Raw genomic sequence first — 15,744 nt, 5'->3', positions numbered from 1 at the left:
CGGCCGGGAAAACGGCGGACGCTAGGCGGCCAGCTGCGCCAGGTGGGCGGGGAAATCCACGGCCGGTCCCGCCGCATTGACGGTGTCAAAATAATCATGCCAGCCCGTAGCGGCGATGCCTGCCAGCAAGGCGTCCAGCGCCGCCTCGTCCGGGAAGCGCCAGACGGCATAGAATTGCTGGGCAGCGGCATGCAACTTGCCGCCATCGATGGCGCCCATGGCCAGCGCTTCGGCGCCGCTGCCGGACAAGGCCGCCATGCCGGCGCCCACCTTATCGAAATACGCCTGGCGCGCGGCGCCGTCGAGGGCCAGCCAGGCGGGTTTCGGGCTGTACAGCTCCAACAGGTAATGCATGTTTTTCCTCCAAAAAAGTCAAGAAATCGAGCGCTGGGCGCGCTTGCAGATGCGCAGGGTGGCGGCATTGTCGCTGTCCTGCTGCCATTGCGCGCACAGGCCGCGCACCCAGTCCGGCTGGCTCTTGGCCGCATCGTTGAGCCAGTTGGCCACGGCATCCTGCACGTAGACGGCCGGGTCGGCGCGCAGGGGCAGCAACAGGGGCAAGCCCAGCTGCGGCTGTTCTTTTAACTGGTCGATATGCGCGCACCACACGCCGCGCGGACGCAGCGCTTCGCAGGCGAAACGGCGCAGGCGTTCCGACGGGTCCGCCGTCCACGGCGCCAGCAAGGCAATCGCTTCATCAAGACGCGCGGCCAGATGGGGCCGCAGCGCCAGCCAGGCCCATTCGCGCACGCCGAAGTGGCCATCGTCGGCCAGCGGCCGCATGGCGGCCAGCCGTTGCGGCAAGGTCGAGCCGGCTTGAAAGGCGATGGCAAAGCAGGCCCAGCCGCGTACCGTATCGGACGCATGCGCTTGCAGCGACGCCAGGTCGATGTTGGCCTCCAGCAGCAATTGCGCCGCCAAGGCCATGCGTTTGGTGATGCCCGCTGCCGCTTGCGCGCGCATCCGCTCCAGGCGGGCGGCGCCGATACCCGGGGCAGCCGCGGCCAGCAACCGGACGAAATCGATGGCCAGCCCTTCCGTCAGGGTGGCGCTGGCCACGTTGCCTGCGTTCAGCAGGGCCAGGCGCGCGGGCGCGATGTCGGCGACGCCACGGCTCATACGGCACCCCGGTCCGTCTTGCGCCAGGCTTTTTCCAGCAGCGCACTCAATACCCGCATTTCGTCCGGCGTGACATCGGCGAACAGGCTGGCGATCCATTGCGCGTGCTCGTCGACCAGGGTCGCCGCAGCCATGTCTCCCTTGGCGCTCAGGCGCACCAGCAGCTTGCGCCGGTCGACCTGGTCAGGATGGCGCGCGAGGAAACCGTCGCGCTCCAAGCCGTCGAGCAAGCCCGTGATGGTGCCGCGCGTCACGCCGGCCCGCTCGGCCAGCGCGTGCGGCGAGAGTCCTTCCGGCACGTCGCGCAGCAGGGCCAGCAAGACGAACTTGCCTTCCGATAGTCCATGCCGGCCCAGGCGCGTGGCGCAGTCGCCATCGATGGCCGAGGCCAGGCCCAGCACTTCAAAGCACAGGCGCAAGCGCGCCGCGGACTGCGCCATGTCGGGACTGCTGGCGCGGCGCTGCACGTCGCCCAGCAAGGCCGTGTATTTCTGTTCGAGTTTTATCATATGGCGCAATATAATATGGCACCATACTAAATGTCAAATGGAAAACCGTGGTGATTTTCCTCGAGACTCAAAGGCGGGCTTTCTCCCTGGCCCACGCGACGATGGCTTGCGCATCGATGGCGCCCGGCTGGCGCGCCACTTCCACGCCCTTGCGAAACAGGGCCAGCGTGGGAATGCTGCGGATATTGAAACGGCTGCCCAGGTCCGGCGACGCTTCCGTATTCACCTTGACGACGCGAAACGCCGGCTCCAGCGTCTTGGCCGCTTGCACATAGAATGGCGCCATGCTGCGGCACGGGCCGCACCACGGCGCCCAGAAATCGACCAGCACGGGTATGTCGCTGCGTTCGATATGCTTGAGGAAACGGGCGCTGGCCAGGTCCACGGGCTGGCCCGTAAACAAATCCTTCTGGCACTTGCCGCAGGTGGGCTGCTCGATCAGGCGCGCGGCCGGCAGGCGGTTGACGGCGTCGCAATGGGGGCACACGATGTGCAGGGAATCTGGCGTGGTCGAGGTCATGGCATTCCTGGGTAGCGTAAGGTAAAGTTGCCGGATATTTTACGGCGTATCGCGCGGCGCCGTCGGCATGCTGGCGGCGCATGTTCACATACTTCACTATAGTGTGCCGGAACGGCGCGCACATTGCCGGGCCGGCCAAGGAAAACAATGCCTGATGTCGCAGAAAACATGCAATTAAGCACAGAACTCGCTGCCGCCCTGCGCTTGCAGCGCGCCGTCCATCTGGCCCACCCCGTGCCGACCCTGGCCGAGCGCAAGCGCGACCTGCACACCTTGCAGCGTTTCATCCGCGACCACAAGGAAGCGCTATGCGAAGCGATCAGCGCCGACTACGGCAACCGTTCCCGGCACGAAACCTTGCTGGCGGAGATATTCCCCGCCATCAATGGCATAGCCCATGTATTAAAACACTTGAAAAAATGGATGCGGCCGCAGCGCCGCGGCGTGGACTGGCGCAGCTTCCCTGGCGCCCGCAACCGCGTGCTGCCGCAGCCGCTGGGCGTGGTGGGCGTGATCGTCCCGTGGAATTTCCCCGTCAACCTGAGCCTGGTGCCCTTGACCTACATCTTCGCCGCCGGCAACCGCGCCATGGTCAAGATGAGCGAAAATTCGCGCCATCTGGCACGGCTGCTGATCGACACCATGCCCGCCTACTTTCCACCGGAAAAGCTGCGGTTTTTCGACGAGACGGGCGGCGTGGGCATGGCGTTTTCACAACTGCCGTTCGACCACCTGCTGTTTACGGGGTCCGGCCAGACGGGCCGCGCCGTCATGGCGGCCGCCGCGCGCAATCTGTGCCCCGTCACCCTGGAGCTGGGCGGCAAGGCGCCGGCCATCGTCTGCGCCGATTTCGACGTGCGCACGGCAGCCGAGCGCATCCTGTTCGTCAAGTGCCTGAACGCAGGGCAGATCTGCACCAGCGTCGACCACGCCTGGCTGCCCGAAGCGGGCATCGCCGCCTTCGTCGACCATGCGCGCCAGATCATGCCCACGCGCTACCCGCAGCTGGATACGCCCGACTACACCTCCATCATCGACGAGGCCGCCTTTGAACGGCTGCTGCAGGCGCTCGACGAGGCGCGCGCGGCGGGCGCGCAAGTGATTTCGCTGCTGCCGGGGCCCGCTTACGACCGCGCCACGCGCAAGATCGCGCCGCATATCGTACTCGACGCGCCCGCGGACAGCCTGCTGCTGACGCGGGAAATCTTCGGTCCCATCCTGCCGCTGCGCGGCTATGCGAACCTGAACACCGTGATCGACAGCATCAACGCGGGACCGCGCCCGCTGGCCATCTATCCCTTCAGCAACGAGGCCAAGACCGTGCAAATGCTGATCGAGCGCGTGATGTCGGGCGGCGTGTCCGTCAATGACGCCCTGTTTCACGTGGGCCAGCACGACCTGCCCTTCGGCGGCGTGGGCGAATCCGGCATGGGCCACTACCACGGCGTCGAAGGTTTTCATACCTTCAGCAAGCTGCGGCCCGTGTTTTACCAGGCCCGTTACAGCGCCTTGACACTGCTGCGTCCGCCGTATGGCAAGCTGGCCAGCCGCGTGCTGGCCTTCCTGACCCGCTGATTACAGGAACAGCGAGGCGGCGATGGCCCACATGACGAGGGCGATGATGCCGTCGAGCACGCGCCAGGCCATGGGCTTGGCAAACACGGGCGCCAGGTAGCGGGCGCCAAAGCCCAGCAGGAAGAACCACAGGGCCGACGCCATGATGGCGCCGCCGGCGAAGTAGAAGCGTCCCACGCCTTCATGCTGGCCGCCGATCGAACCGAGCAGGATGACGGTGTCGAGGAAGGCGTGCGGGTTCAGCAGGCTGAACGCCAACGCCGCGCCGATGACGGCCCAGTAACCTTCGGGCGCCTTGGCGGCCGACACCGTCAGGGCCGTAGGACGCCAGGCCGACTTGGCGGCGCGCAAGCCGTATGCGATGAGGAACGTGGCGCCGCCGGCCTTGGCCCACAGCAGGAAATCAGGATTGTCGGCAATGAAGGTGCCCATGCCGGCCACGCCGGCCGTGATCAAAATGGCATCGCACAACAGACACACCAGGATGCAGGTGAGCACATAATGGCGCTTCAAGCCCTGCTTGAGCAAGAAGGCGTTCTGCGTGCCGATGGCCACGATCAGGCTCGCTCCGAGCCCCATGCCTTTCAAGAAAATTGCGCTGTCCATATCGATTCCTTTCTATTGCTTTCCATCACGCGCACGGCCGCCCACGCTCTGCCGGCAACGGCAAAGTCATCAGAGGTAGGTTGAGGGTGGTGCGGAACCAGGAGGACCGCGCGGGAGAGTGGAGTTGTTACCCTATTTCAACAGTGTAAAGAAAAAGTAAATATAAGTATAATGAATGATTCTAACCATATATAAGAGATTCTTATGCGCGTCGTCGATTACCGTGGATTGGCCGCCCTCGACGCCGTGATCGGCCTGGGCAGCTTTGAAAAGGCCGCGCAGGCGCTGGCCATCAGCCAGCCGGCCGTGTCGCAGCGCATCCGCACCCTGGAAAACCTGGAAGGCACCCTGCTGATCATCCGCAGCCACCCGCCCCTGCCCACGGAAGCGGGTCAGCGCCTGATCGCCCACTACCGGCAAGTCAAGCTGCTCGAAGCGGCGCTCGACGCCCAGCCTGGTCCCGCCACGCAATTGCCGGAACTGGCCATCGCCGTCAACGCCGACAGCGCCGCCACCTGGATTCCGGAAGCGCTGGGGCCGCTGCTTTCGCCACCGTCGTGCCTGCTCGATATCCGCCTCGACGACCAGGACCACACCCTGAGCCAGCTGCGCGAAGGGCGCGTGTTTGCCTGCGTCACCAGCGCCAACGACCTGGTGGCCGGCACCACGGCCACGCCGCTGGGCGGCATGCGCTACCTGTGCGTGGCCTCGCCCGCGTTCGCGCAGCAATGGTTTCCCCATGGATTTACGGTGGAAGCCGTCAGCCAGGCGCCCGCCATCACCTTCGGCAGCAAGGATGCGCTGCACGAGCGCTATCTGCAGCACCGGCTCGGCTACACGGGCCGCTATCCGCACCATGTGCTCGGTTCCGCGCGCGACTTCGTGCGCTTCATCGAAGCTGGCTATGCTTATGGCATGGTGCCCCTGCTGCAGGCGGAAACGGCGCTGGCCGCCGGCAGGCTGGTCGACGTGGCGGCCGGCCAGGCGCTCGACGTGCCCCTGACCTGGCATGCCTGGGATATCCAGACGCCCCTCACGCGCACCCTGTCAGACGCCGTCATCGCCACGGCGCGCAAATGGCTGTTACAGGATTGATTGACGCATGCAACATTTATCTATGCCAGACTGCAACTTCCCCGTGCGCGCCCGGCCCTGCCTGGCCTACACTGCAAGCATCATCCACATGAATCAGGAGCTGGCATGACGATCCTGCGCACCACCATGCTCGGTTTGCTGGCGGCCATCCCGCTCGCTGCCGGCCTGGCCGCCTGCTCTCCCTTGATGGCCATCAATGCCCTGTCGTCCGGCGGCGCCTCGCAAGTGACGCGCGACCTGCCCTACGGCCCCCTGCCACGCCAGAAACTCGATGTCTACGCCCCCAAGACCCGCACGGGGCCCGTGCCCGTGGTGGTGTTCTTTTATGGCGGCAACTGGACGACGGGCGAGCGCGCCGACTATGCCTTCGTTGGCCACGCGCTCGCGGCGCGCGGCTACCTGGCCGTGATCGCCGACTACCGGCTGTATCCGGACGTGCACTATCCGGAGATCTTGCAGGATGCGGCCCGCGCCGTAGCCTGGGCCGCGATGGAGTCCAGCCGCCATGGCGGCGACCCCGCGCGTCTGTTCGTCATGGGCCATAGCGCCGGCGCCTACAATGCGGCGATGGTGGCGCTCGACGCCAGCCTGCTGGCGCGCCACGGCATGCACCCGCACGACTTGCGGGGCTGGATGGGCCTGGCCGGCCCCTACGACTTTTTGCCCATCGAAAACACCACCACCCGGCCCGTGTTCTTTTATCCGGACACGCCCGCCGCTTCGCAGCCCATCCATCACGTGACGGCAGACGCCCCGCCCGCCCTGCTGATCGCGCCCCTGCCCGGACAGGATAAGCTGGTCGATCCGCAACGCAACACGGGGGGCCTGGCCAAGGCCTTGCGCGCGCTGCACCGTCCCGTGACGGAAACCTATTTCGACCACGTGGGCCACGCCACCCTGGTCGCCACGCTGTCCGCGCCCTTGCGCAGGCTGGCACCCACCCTCGACGCCATCAGCGCTTTCATCGATGCCAACAGCGGGAGCGGGAGCGATGACGCGGTCTTGTCCGCGACCTTGTCCACGGCCTTGTCCGAGACGGCCGTGCCGGCAAGCATGGCCATGCCATCGCGCTCACCTGGCGCGGCCACGCCGGCCCCTGCGCTGCACGTCTACGACAAAACGCCCGCCCCCTGAAGGGCGGGCGCTCTGCCTGAACCAATACGCACGATACTGCGTGCCGGCAAGCCACATCTCAAGGCTCGGTCCTCGCGATGCGGCTCAGCCGCAAGCAGCCTCGTGCTTACTCTTTACGGCTGGCGCTGCTGCTGCTTTTGCTTTGTGCGGAGCCCGCTTGCGATGCGCTGCCGGCGGACATGCTTTCGCTGCCGGACGACTGCTGGCTGCCCTGGTGGCTGCTGCTTTGCAGGCTTTGACCGTCACGGCGTTGCTGCTCGCGGCTGGCGCCATTTTGCTGATAGGCCTGGAATGGTTCGGCCATGCGCTGCATGGCTTCCTGCTGCTTGCGCACGTTTTTCTCCGTTTCTTCCGAAGCCGTGCGGGCCACTTCTTCGGCCAGGGCCTTGGCGGTGCGGCTCGTTTCATTCACATGCCGTTCTGCCACGTTCGCCAGTTCGACCTGCGTATCGGCCGCCAGGCGCGACAGCTGTTGCTGGTACTTGCGCAATTGCTCGGCGGCTGGCTGGCCCGAGGCGGCAGCCACCTGGAACACGTCTTCTACGCGCTCGACCGTCAGCAGGTTCTGGCCGGTGACCGTGGTTTCTTCCAGCAAACCTTGCGCCAGCTGCATGTTCAGGTCACTGAAATGCTGCACCGACTGAAACAAGGACTTCGACAGGCCATTGAAGAAAGCCAGCTGCGCTTCCAGGTGGTTTTTGGCGGCGGGGGTAACACTACGGGAATATGGATACATGGAGTTCCTCATTAAATAGCGGTTGGGTGGACACAAACAGATGGCGACACCACCGGCTGTCGAACGGTGAGGCAGATGGCCGGGCTACGCCACGAAACGCGAAAAAACATATCCGATTGGTGGGAAGATGCTTTGCAACGCGAGTCCCAAGGCTACGTGAGCACCGCAGGTGAGGCATGATCTGGATCAAAGGTGCGCTAGGCTGCGCAGAAAGTTTTGGCTGGACGGCTTGCCCTTGGCAAACGTCAGTGACGGGGAGGAAAATCTGTGCCAGGCATGCTCAGCCAGCACCGCCCGTGCCCGGCACGACGGGCTTATAGCCATGGCTGCGCAGCGACGCTTCCAGCCAGCGGTTGCCATACCAGCCGCGCGCCAGCAGGTAACTGAGTTCCGCGCCGGCCATCAGCAGCATCATCGGGCCGATGCGCAGTTCGGTGGCCAGATGGCTGCCGAACCACAGGCAGACATCCATCGCCAGCATGAGCAGCAACAGCCACCAGCGGCGCTTGGCGACGGCCCAGAACGAGCCCAGCAACAGGGCCGGCCAGGAAAAACCCGCTTTCACGTAGGCATAGCGGCCGGCGTCGTCGGCAAACAGGGTGGCGCTGTGCTTCATGCTGCTCTCTTTGGGTAAGGAACGGTGTCAGGGCTCGGGATGGTGGCAGACGGCTTCGACATTGTGACCGTCCGGCCCCAGCACGAAGGCGCCGTAGTAATGCGGGTGATACATGGCGCGGATGCCGGGGGCGCCGTTATCCTTGCCGCCCGCCGCCAGCGCGGCCCGGTAAAACGCATCCACCTGGGCGCGGTTGTCCGCCGCGAAGGCGAGATGCATGCCGGCATGCGGCGCGCCGCCCACGCCGAACCAGAAATCGGGCTTGCCATCCTTGCCCATCCCGACCCAGCCCTGCGCTTCCATCACCACCGACACGCCCAGAGGCGCCAGGGCGGCGGAAAAGAAGGCCTTGCTGGCCTGGGCATCGCTGACATTCAAACCGATGTGATCAAGAGTCATGGTGGCGCTCCTTGCAGGTAAGGGGACAGGAAGCGCAGTATGCATCAACATTGCTTTTTAGGCAAATAGGGCGGCAGGTCCTGCGCGGACGGATCTCGCACGCGCAGTGAGCCCACGGCCATTGCCTTGCGCCTGCCTCGCCTAGCGCAGATTGCCCGTGTGCCCCAGCGAATAGCGGCCCGGCTGCGGCCACACGGTCAGGCCGTGCGGTTCCTGGCCGACCTTCACCTTGGAGACGTCGCCGCTGTTCGTATCGATGCGATACACCACGTCGTCGAAACGTCCCGACAGCCACAGGTACTTGCCATCGGCGCTCACATTGCCCATGTCGGGGCTGCCGCCGCCCGGAATCGGCCAGTTCGACACGACTTTTTCGGTGGCGAAGTCGATCACGCTGACGCTGCCCTTGCCCTTCGGCTTGCCGTGGATGCGGTGCGTGCCGCGGTTGGCCACGTACAGTTTCTTGCCATCGCGGCTCGGGTACAGGCCGTGCGCGCCCACACCCGTCTGGATGAAGCCGATTTCCTTCAGGGTGGCGCCATCGACGATGTGCACGCCGTCCGCGTCCATGTCGGCGATATAGAATTTCTTGCCGTCCGGCGAGATGCGTATGTCTTGCGGCATGCCCTTCTTGACGCTGCAGATTTCATTCGCCGGGCCGCCCACGGGGCCGGACTCGGCAAAACGCTTGGCCGGCATCTGCAATTTCAGGTAGCCGTCGACCTTGCGGCCCACCAGGTCGATCTTGGCGATGGTGCCGTCGAACTCGCAGGTGAACATGGCGTAGCGGCCGTCATTCGAGAAATCCGCATGGTTGATGCCGCCGCACTGGGGCGTGTCGATCGAATACTGCACGGCCATAGTCTTCGGATCGCGGAAATCGAGGCGGTGGCGCGCTTCGGCCACGACGATGGCCGACTTGCCGTCCGGCGTGAAATACATATTGTACGGGTCATCGACGGGCACTTCCTTGCCCGGCTTGCCCGTCAAGGGGTCGACCGGCGTCAGGCTGCCCTTGTCCGTGCGCTCGGCATTGTTCGCCACCCACAGGGTGCGCAAGTCCCACGACGGCACGACGTGCTGCGGGCCGCTGCCGACCTTGAACTTGTCCACCACTTTCAGGCTGTCCTGGTCGATCACATACACATCGTTCGAGCGCAGGTTGGGCACGTAGACCCGGCGCAAGTGATCCTTGACGACGGGACTCATATTGCTGCTGGCGATGCTGCCATACACGTTTTTCGGATCGACCAGCGGCGGCATGCCCGGCAGCGGAGAATACGCGGCAGCCGGAGCAGCGGCGGCAGGTGCCGGCGTGCTGGCGCCGATGACCTGGCTGGCCACGCCCAGGCCTGCCAGTGCGGCAGCCAGGGCGGACAAGGTGACGATGGTGCGTCGTTGAGATTTTTTCATGTGATTTCGCGTCGTTTCGTTGCAAAAGCCGGAAGTTCAGCACTTCCAGCGGAATTATTGATGACGTTGCAGCAGTTGCTTGATGGCGGCCACCGAGGTGTCCACCTGCAGCTTGATGCCGATCTGCCCCAGTTCAGCCGTGGCACGCGTGGCGTCGCCGCGCACGCCGTCCGCCACGCCCGGCTTCGGCCCATGCGCCATGGCCTCGCTGCGCACCAGCGACGGGTCCGTCGCCAGCATCAGCGCCGCGTCCGCCAAGCCGGCGTGCAGGCCGATCTCGGCGCTGCTGTGGCCGCGCTTTTGCAGTTCGGCAATATAGGCCGATTGCGTGATGTCATAGTAATCGAGCAAGGCATACGCGCGCGCATCCTTGGCGGCGGATGCCTTGCCCCAGGCGCGGTTGAGCTTGTTGGCGACGTTCTGCTCGTTTTTTTGATAGCCGCCATGGTCGCCGATAAAAATGATGTTGCGGAAACCATGCTGGCGCAGGCTGGCGGCCGCCCCTTCCAGCACGGCTTCGAAGGCGGCCGGCGGTATCGAGATCGTGCCGGCAAAGCGCATGTGGCCGGCCGGCGGCGAAATACTGCCTTCCGGCACGTAGGAAACGACGGGGGCGACGATGGTGTTGCCGAGCTTTTGCGCAATCTGGCGCGCCAGCAGCCCGGCCCGCACATTGTGCTTGCCCAGCGCGATATACGGCCCGCTCTGCTCGACGCCGCCAATCGGCACCAGCACGGTGGTGGCGCCATGGTCTATGCGGCTACGCAACTCCGTGCTGGTCAGCTCTTCCAGCATGACGCTGCCGCTGGCAGGCGCGGCAGCCATGACGGGCGCCGCGACCAGCAGACACGACAACGTCAGGACGAACAGGGAAACGGGGGGCTTGCGTGAAAGGCGAAGCGTGGATGGCGCGCCAGGCGCCGTTCGCTGAGGGAACTGCAGAGTCATAAGCCAACATCTTTCCGAGATCAAAGGCGCCGTGCCCGGCCTCGCCAGGCAAGCTGGCTGCCACGCAGGAATTGTATTCCATCATGACGGGAAGGGCACGTTAATTTGCTGCAGTGCTGTGCAAGGAATTGACGAGGGGAAACTATCTATCAGGCGGTGGTCGCGGCAACCCCGCCCGCCTCGCCATCATGGAGCGTTTCTCGGCGTTTCTCGGCATAGGCCTTGAGCGAGCGCATCGTCCTGGGCAGCCCTTCCCTAAGTTGTTTGGCAACGCCTGGCCCGAACAGCAAGGCAAGCGCACCGGTGAACCACACGCGGTGCATGACTTCCGATCCGCCCTCCGCGGCCACCACCGTGTGCTCGAAATGGATGCGGAACAGGGGGATGTAGCCCTCGACGGTGAACGAGCGGCCGGCGGTACGCTCGGTGACCAGCAGCGCAATCCCCATCCCCTTGCCGGGAACGATCCTGCCATGCGTCCCCACCGCGAACGGCCCGTTGAGCCGGGCGTGCTGCGTATCCGGATCCCACAGATGCCATCGGTCGACCTCGCTCCAAATCTGGTCGACGACCATGGGCGGGACTGCGATGTGGATGCTTTCTTTGATTTGCATCAATTGGGGATCTCCCTATCATTTTGAGGAAAGTCACTGGATCTGCCATCCGGCACCCTGCAGTGCCTGGATGGTGGTCAGCGGCATGACATGCATCATGCGGCTATCCATGACAATGGCGACAGTCAAAGGATCGCTTTCCGACAGGAGCAACGACAACTGTTTTTCCTTTGCCTCGATAAAACATATACCTTCCGCGATTGCAGGATACACCGTTTTTTATCCTGTAAATAGAATCAGATTCTGCTTATATTTATTTGCCGCAAAAAAAAGCCGGAGCATGGTGAGAGCCTTACCCGCCGCTCATCATGACCGTGAGACTATCGGATTTTGAGGGATTATGAACGCAACACATTGGAGGGTTCAGGAGTTGAAGCATCACTGCACGGATATCGTTTGGCTTGATGCCGTGCGCGTTTGCCGGGAAATCAACAAGTCGTAGTGGTGTTTGGAGAAAACGAATGCTTCTATTAGTACGTTCGATGGCCCATAACTGCCGTAAGCGTCTTCCCATCGCCGTCTATCTTTAAAAGACCACATACGCCAAAGTGGCTCCCGTCACTTTTTTGATGGGAATCACCGGAGATGCAGATAAAACGGCAGGCAACCGCAAAGGCCGCCCCAACTATCCGGCGGACTTCAAGCGGCGTCTCGCCATCGAGGCTTGCGCACCTGGTATCTCGGTGTCGAAGCTGGCGCAGCAGCACAACATCAACGCCAATATGCTGTTCAAGTGGCGACGCGAGTTGCGGGCCGGTTTGTGCGAGCCGATCGCGCCGGCGCTGCTGCCCGTGCTAATCAAGCCTGCTACGACACGGCTGCCGTCACCACGCGCAGCGGAGCCAAGCAGCATGATCGACCTGCCGGCGGGCACGCGCGTCTGGCTGGCCGCCTGCGTAACCGACATGGGCGCCGGTTTCAACGGCCTGGCGGCCAGGGTGCAAACGGCCCTGGACGCAGACCCGTTCAGCGGTCATGTGTTCGTGTTCCGTGGTCGGCGCGGCGACATGCTCAAAGTGCTGTGGTGGAGCGGCGATGGGCTGTGTTTGCTGCCCGAGCGGCTTGAACATGGTCGTTTCGTCTGGTCATAGGCCGCCAGCGGTACGGTGTCGCTATCCCACAGGCACAGCTGTCGATGCTGCTCGAAGGCATCGACTGGTGGCGTCCGGAACGCACCTGGAAGCCCACGTCGGCTTTGTAAACGTGAATAACCGCGCCTAAACTTGCCGCATGCTCAATCTCGCCGACCTGCCCAACGACATCGATGCCCTGAATGCCTTGCTGCTGACCAGCGAGCGCTGCTGCTGGAGCGCGATGAACAGCTGGCCGGTCTGACCGAGCAACTCAACACGCGCGCCGTCGAGATCGAACACCTCAAGCTGCAGATCGCCAAATTGCGGCGCATGCAGTGCGGCCGCAAGTAGGAAAATCTCGACCACCAGATCGAACAATTGGAATTGCAGCTGGAAGACCTGCAGGCTGACGAGGGCGAGGTGGCGCGCAAGCAGTCGGTGCGTCGCCCCTTGCCGGATCACTTGCCGCGAGACGAGAAAATTTATACGCCGCCAAGCGAAGCTTGCCTTGCCTGCGGCCCTTGGGCGAGGACGTTGCCGAACAACTCGAATGGATACCCGGCAGCTTCCGTGTGATCCGCCATGTGCGTCCGAAACGGGCCTGCAAGTGCTGCGATACCATCGTGCAGGCGCCTGCGTCAAGCCGACCGATTGCGCGCAGCATCGCCGCGCCCGGGCTGCTGGCCCATATCCTGGTGGTCAAGTTTGCCGACCATCTCCCGCTGTACCGGCAGTCGGTGATCTATGCCCGCGAAGGTGTCGAGCTGGAACGGGCACTGCTGGCGAACTGGGTCGGCGCCGCTAACGCCTTGTTGCGCCCGCTGGTGGACGCGATCCGGCGCCATGTGCTGGCAGGCACCAAGCTGCACGCCGACGACACCCTACAAGAAGCGGCATGCCGGTCGTATGCGCGCCGCAAGTTCCACGACCTGCATGCAGCCAGACCATCGGCCATCACGACTGCGGCGCTACGCCGGATTGCCGAGCTGGGTGTGATCGAGGCCGAGATACGCGGCAAGCCGCCGCACGAACGACAGCAGGTAAGCCAGCAACGATCACGGCCATTGCTCGACGACTTCGGCGGCTGGCTGCGCGCCACGCTTGAAAAGCTGTCGCGCAAGTCGGACACGGCGGCGGCGATCCAGTACGCGCTCAATCTGTGGCCGGCGCTGCTGCGCTACTGCGACAACGGCGGCGAACGGGGCGCCGCCATCTACTCGCTGATTGGCACGGCCAAGCTCAACGGTGTTGCCCCTGATGCCTGGCTGCGCCATGTGTTCATGCACATCGCCGATCATCCGGTCAACCGGGTCGACGACTTCCTGCCCTGGCACTGCGCCACGCAGCTCCCTTCGGCCTAAACAACACGCCGCCTCCCAGCGGTGTGATGCCATCATCTTCTCATGCATTGCCGGACTCAAGACGGCGCTGGCTTTACGCTGACGAACAAGGAACTAGGCAGCTTGTTACAACCTGGCAAACCCTGGTTGTCGTCCGACGCTTATACGACGGAAAGGACCGCCGGATCCCCAGAACGCCAGACGTTGTCGACCGTGGTCCTCGTGATGACCCATATGTTGTCGCTTCTTTTTAGCGCAACATCGTAGCGGTTCTTCATCAGATAGTGGCGAGTCGGATCTTGCCGCGGGACATGCTGAGCCTCTACGAGCACATCCAGCCGCGCGGTGTCGCCGTCGATGGTGACACGTGGGTTGGTCACGGAGTGAGTCGTATCCAACGTCGCGAGAGAGGCGGTGAGGGCAGCAACGATATAGTCTCTCCCCTCAATCACCGGATATTCAAACCCGGCCTTGGCGGCAGCTGGGCGAAAGTCAGATATGGCATTTTCTGCCAGTGCGGACGATAGCAGGTTCTTGTCTCTAAGGTCGATGCCAGCGGCGAACCGGTACAGGGTATCGACTACCGCAAGCCGGTCTGCGAGCTCGTTGGCAAGTGATGGGGACATGGTCATAAGTAATTCCTTTGCTGAACCGGCGGCTTGCGAAATGCAGCCAGTCCCGGCATCGGCACCCTTGGAGGTGCCAATCATTGTTTTCTCTAATGGTTATTCGAGATCGGCGTCGATGCGTTCGATCAGTCCTGCCGTGTTGGCCTGGATCCGGAGCGACCCAATCTCGTGGCCAAAGGTGCCGGTGAAGTCAACGCGAGCAAGCGCTACCAGGTTGTGCGTTTGCTCTAGCGACATCAGCTTGCTCGCGGTGTTATAAGCAACGAAGAATTGTTCGAGGTAGCGACGAATACCTTCGATGCCGACGAAAACATTGCCGACCGAAACGTCTTCGATGACCGCATCGGATGTGAAGAGAGCCAACGTTCCCTCGACGTCAAAGGCATTGGCGAGTCGTATAAATTGATCAACCAGCTTTTCCATGAAGTGCTCCTCAAGCATCGACGATCGTGGTGTCGGCGATGGTCTCGGCAAAACCATTGCCGAAAAGCATGGCAGGGGTCTGAAAACCAGAACGGTGCTCGCCGCCGAGAACGCGCCGTCCTGCCTCGGCGGCGGCAGTCGCGGTGAACGTGTAGCCGTTGACTGTGTCGAGCACCGAGCGGACAACACTGCCATCTGAACTGGTGACCTTGGCGACGGCCTGATAACGATGGGCCAACCGTTCCTGCTCACTCGGCCCATCCGGCAGTGCCGAGAGATCACCTTGAGGGAATCCGTCACCGGTAACGTGGACGAACGTTTCAATGTCAGGAATGCCAGTTGATTTCCAGATCGTAATCAGATCGGGAAGGGTGACCTGAAAGCAATCCACGGCCCCCTTGCCAAAGTCGAGTTTTCGGACCGTTCCGTGCGGCCGCACAACCAGCCCTCCGCCGTGGCGCGCAAACGTCTCGGCGGTGACGCTGCCCATGGCGCTGACGGCCGAGCCTCGCGACAAACCACCTGATACATGCATGGCCACTTGAATGCTCGATGGATTGTTTGCCTTTGCGACGGCGTGTCCGGCAAGGCAGCCGAGCATGGCCACGCTGCCGCCACTGCCCGGCAGTAGCATCACACCTGCGGCTGTAGCCTCGCCGTCGAGCACTTCGGCCAGACGATAGCTGTCAAGTTCTGCGGCGACGTCAAGATAGTGCACGCCTTGGCGAATACAGGCTTTCATCAGGACATTGGCAGTCCTTGCGAACGGACCTGCGCAATTGAGGAGGACACCGACATCGCCGAGTGATGAATCAAGCACTGCGGTGTCTTCGAGTGCGAAGACGCGGTACTCCAGGCCGAGCATCGTGGACATCGAAACGAGCGTCGCCTCATTACGTCCAGCAAGGATAAGCGGCGTTTCTGCCGCTGCGGCGTACTGCGCCGCCATGCGGCCGGTGTAGCCGGTCGCGCCATAAGTCATTAATTTCTTCATA

Annotated in this window: 19 protein-coding genes and 1 pseudogene; 5 read left to right on the top strand and 15 right to left on the bottom strand. The window is 63.3% G+C overall.

Annotation, left to right across the window (positions count from 1 at the left end):
* Positions 1 to 21: 21 nt before the first annotated feature.
* The 4 genes from J0O65_RS15065 to trxC form a co-directional block, all read right to left on the bottom strand.
* Entirely contained in the window at positions 22 to 354 is a 333-nt protein-coding gene (locus J0O65_RS15065) for a DUF6616 family protein (RefSeq protein ID WP_215407913.1), read from the bottom strand.
* 18 nt (positions 355 to 372) lie between these two features.
* Complete coding sequence (locus tag J0O65_RS15060; RefSeq protein ID WP_215407912.1) at positions 373 to 1,119, bottom strand: HEAT repeat domain-containing protein; 747 nt, start codon at positions 1,117 to 1,119, stop codon at positions 373 to 375.
* Positions 1,116 to 1,625 carry a MarR family winged helix-turn-helix transcriptional regulator gene (locus J0O65_RS15055; protein WP_215408539.1) on the bottom strand — a complete coding sequence of 170 codons (510 nt, stop codon included), beginning with the start codon at positions 1,623 to 1,625 and terminating at the stop codon, positions 1,116 to 1,118. The genes J0O65_RS15060 and J0O65_RS15055 overlap by 4 nt, the downstream gene beginning before the upstream one ends.
* A 70-nt stretch (positions 1,626 to 1,695) precedes the next feature.
* The gene (trxC, locus tag J0O65_RS15050) at positions 1,696 to 2,148 is read right to left on the bottom strand and encodes a thioredoxin TrxC (protein WP_215407911.1); all 453 of its coding nucleotides are present in this window, start codon (positions 2,146 to 2,148) and stop codon (positions 1,696 to 1,698) included.
* Between the two features lie 168 nt (positions 2,149 to 2,316).
* On the opposite strand from trxC, the gene J0O65_RS15045 reads away from it, so the two are divergent.
* The gene (locus J0O65_RS15045; protein ID WP_251373764.1) at positions 2,317 to 3,723 is read left to right on the top strand and encodes a coniferyl aldehyde dehydrogenase; all 1,407 of its coding nucleotides are present in this window, start codon (positions 2,317 to 2,319) and stop codon (positions 3,721 to 3,723) included.
* Here the strand turns inward: J0O65_RS15045 and J0O65_RS15040 are convergent, their stop codons facing one another.
* On the bottom strand, positions 3,724 to 4,329 hold the full coding sequence (locus J0O65_RS15040) for a LysE/ArgO family amino acid transporter (protein ID WP_152252473.1): 606 nt from the start codon (positions 4,327 to 4,329) through the stop codon (positions 3,724 to 3,726).
* 204 nt (positions 4,330 to 4,533) lie between these two features.
* On the opposite strand from J0O65_RS15040, the gene J0O65_RS15035 reads away from it, so the two are divergent.
* The gene (locus J0O65_RS15035) at positions 4,534 to 5,424 is read left to right on the top strand and encodes a LysR family transcriptional regulator ArgP (RefSeq protein WP_215407909.1); all 891 of its coding nucleotides are present in this window, start codon (positions 4,534 to 4,536) and stop codon (positions 5,422 to 5,424) included.
* Between the two features lie 105 nt (positions 5,425 to 5,529).
* Positions 5,530 to 6,558 carry an alpha/beta hydrolase gene (locus tag J0O65_RS15030; protein WP_215407907.1) on the top strand — a complete coding sequence of 343 codons (1,029 nt, stop codon included), beginning with the start codon at positions 5,530 to 5,532 and terminating at the stop codon, positions 6,556 to 6,558.
* A gap of 106 nt (positions 6,559 to 6,664) precedes the next feature.
* Here the strand turns inward: J0O65_RS15030 and J0O65_RS15025 are convergent, their stop codons facing one another.
* From J0O65_RS15025 to J0O65_RS14995, 7 genes are all read right to left on the bottom strand, one after another.
* Positions 6,665 to 7,294 (bottom strand): phasin family protein, encoded by a 630-nt coding sequence (locus tag J0O65_RS15025; RefSeq protein WP_215407905.1) that lies wholly within the window; start codon positions 7,292 to 7,294, stop codon positions 6,665 to 6,667.
* A gap of 280 nt (positions 7,295 to 7,574) precedes the next feature.
* On the bottom strand, positions 7,575 to 7,910 hold the full coding sequence (locus J0O65_RS15020; protein WP_215407903.1) for a hypothetical protein: 336 nt from the start codon (positions 7,908 to 7,910) through the stop codon (positions 7,575 to 7,577).
* A 27-nt stretch (positions 7,911 to 7,937) separates the two neighbouring features.
* Complete coding sequence (locus J0O65_RS15015; RefSeq protein WP_215407901.1) at positions 7,938 to 8,309, bottom strand: VOC family protein; 372 nt, start codon at positions 8,307 to 8,309, stop codon at positions 7,938 to 7,940.
* A 141-nt stretch (positions 8,310 to 8,450) separates the two neighbouring features.
* On the bottom strand, positions 8,451 to 9,722 hold the full coding sequence (locus J0O65_RS15010; RefSeq protein WP_215407899.1) for a YncE family protein: 1,272 nt from the start codon (positions 9,720 to 9,722) through the stop codon (positions 8,451 to 8,453).
* Between the two features lie 54 nt (positions 9,723 to 9,776).
* On the bottom strand, positions 9,777 to 10,547 hold the full coding sequence (locus tag J0O65_RS15005) for a creatininase family protein (protein WP_215407897.1): 771 nt from the start codon (positions 10,545 to 10,547) through the stop codon (positions 9,777 to 9,779).
* 272 nt (positions 10,548 to 10,819) lie between these two features.
* Positions 10,820 to 11,284: an SRPBCC family protein gene (locus J0O65_RS15000; RefSeq protein WP_215407895.1), complete on the bottom strand. Its 465-nt coding sequence runs from the start codon at positions 11,282 to 11,284 to the stop codon at positions 10,820 to 10,822.
* Positions 11,285 to 11,317: 33 nt separating this feature from the next.
* Positions 11,318 to 11,497, bottom strand: coding sequence for a hypothetical protein (locus tag J0O65_RS14995; protein ID WP_215407893.1), 180 nt, complete (start codon positions 11,495 to 11,497; stop codon positions 11,318 to 11,320).
* Positions 11,498 to 11,853: 356 nt separating this feature from the next.
* On the opposite strand from J0O65_RS14995, the gene tnpB reads away from it, so the two are divergent.
* Entirely contained in the window at positions 11,854 to 12,375 is a 522-nt protein-coding gene (gene tnpB / locus J0O65_RS28255; protein WP_353056201.1) for an IS66 family insertion sequence element accessory protein TnpB, read from the top strand.
* Between the two features lie 139 nt (positions 12,376 to 12,514).
* Positions 12,515 to 13,718: pseudogene (locus J0O65_RS14980) on the top strand (IS66 family transposase).
* Between the two features lie 140 nt (positions 13,719 to 13,858).
* On the opposite strand, the gene J0O65_RS14975 reads toward J0O65_RS14980, so the two are convergent.
* The 3 genes from J0O65_RS14975 to J0O65_RS14965 are packed head-to-tail and all read right to left on the bottom strand — an operon-like array spanning position 13,859 to position 15,743.
* Entirely contained in the window at positions 13,859 to 14,407 is a 549-nt protein-coding gene (locus J0O65_RS14975; RefSeq protein WP_251373763.1) for a nuclear transport factor 2 family protein, read from the bottom strand.
* 15 nt (positions 14,408 to 14,422) lie between these two features.
* Positions 14,423 to 14,749 carry a nuclear transport factor 2 family protein gene (locus J0O65_RS14970; RefSeq protein ID WP_215407891.1) on the bottom strand — a complete coding sequence of 109 codons (327 nt, stop codon included), beginning with the start codon at positions 14,747 to 14,749 and terminating at the stop codon, positions 14,423 to 14,425.
* A 10-nt stretch (positions 14,750 to 14,759) separates the two neighbouring features.
* Complete coding sequence (locus J0O65_RS14965; RefSeq protein ID WP_215407889.1) at positions 14,760 to 15,743, bottom strand: saccharopine dehydrogenase NADP-binding domain-containing protein; 984 nt, start codon at positions 15,741 to 15,743, stop codon at positions 14,760 to 14,762.
* Position 15,744: the final 1 nt, after the last annotated feature.

This window comes from Janthinobacterium sp. JC611 (assembly GCF_018682595.1).
Taxonomy (GTDB): domain Bacteria; phylum Pseudomonadota; class Gammaproteobacteria; order Burkholderiales; family Burkholderiaceae_D; genus Janthinobacterium.
The sequence above is the reverse complement of the archived record's forward strand: the minus strand, read 5'-3'. Positions and strand labels throughout refer to the sequence as shown.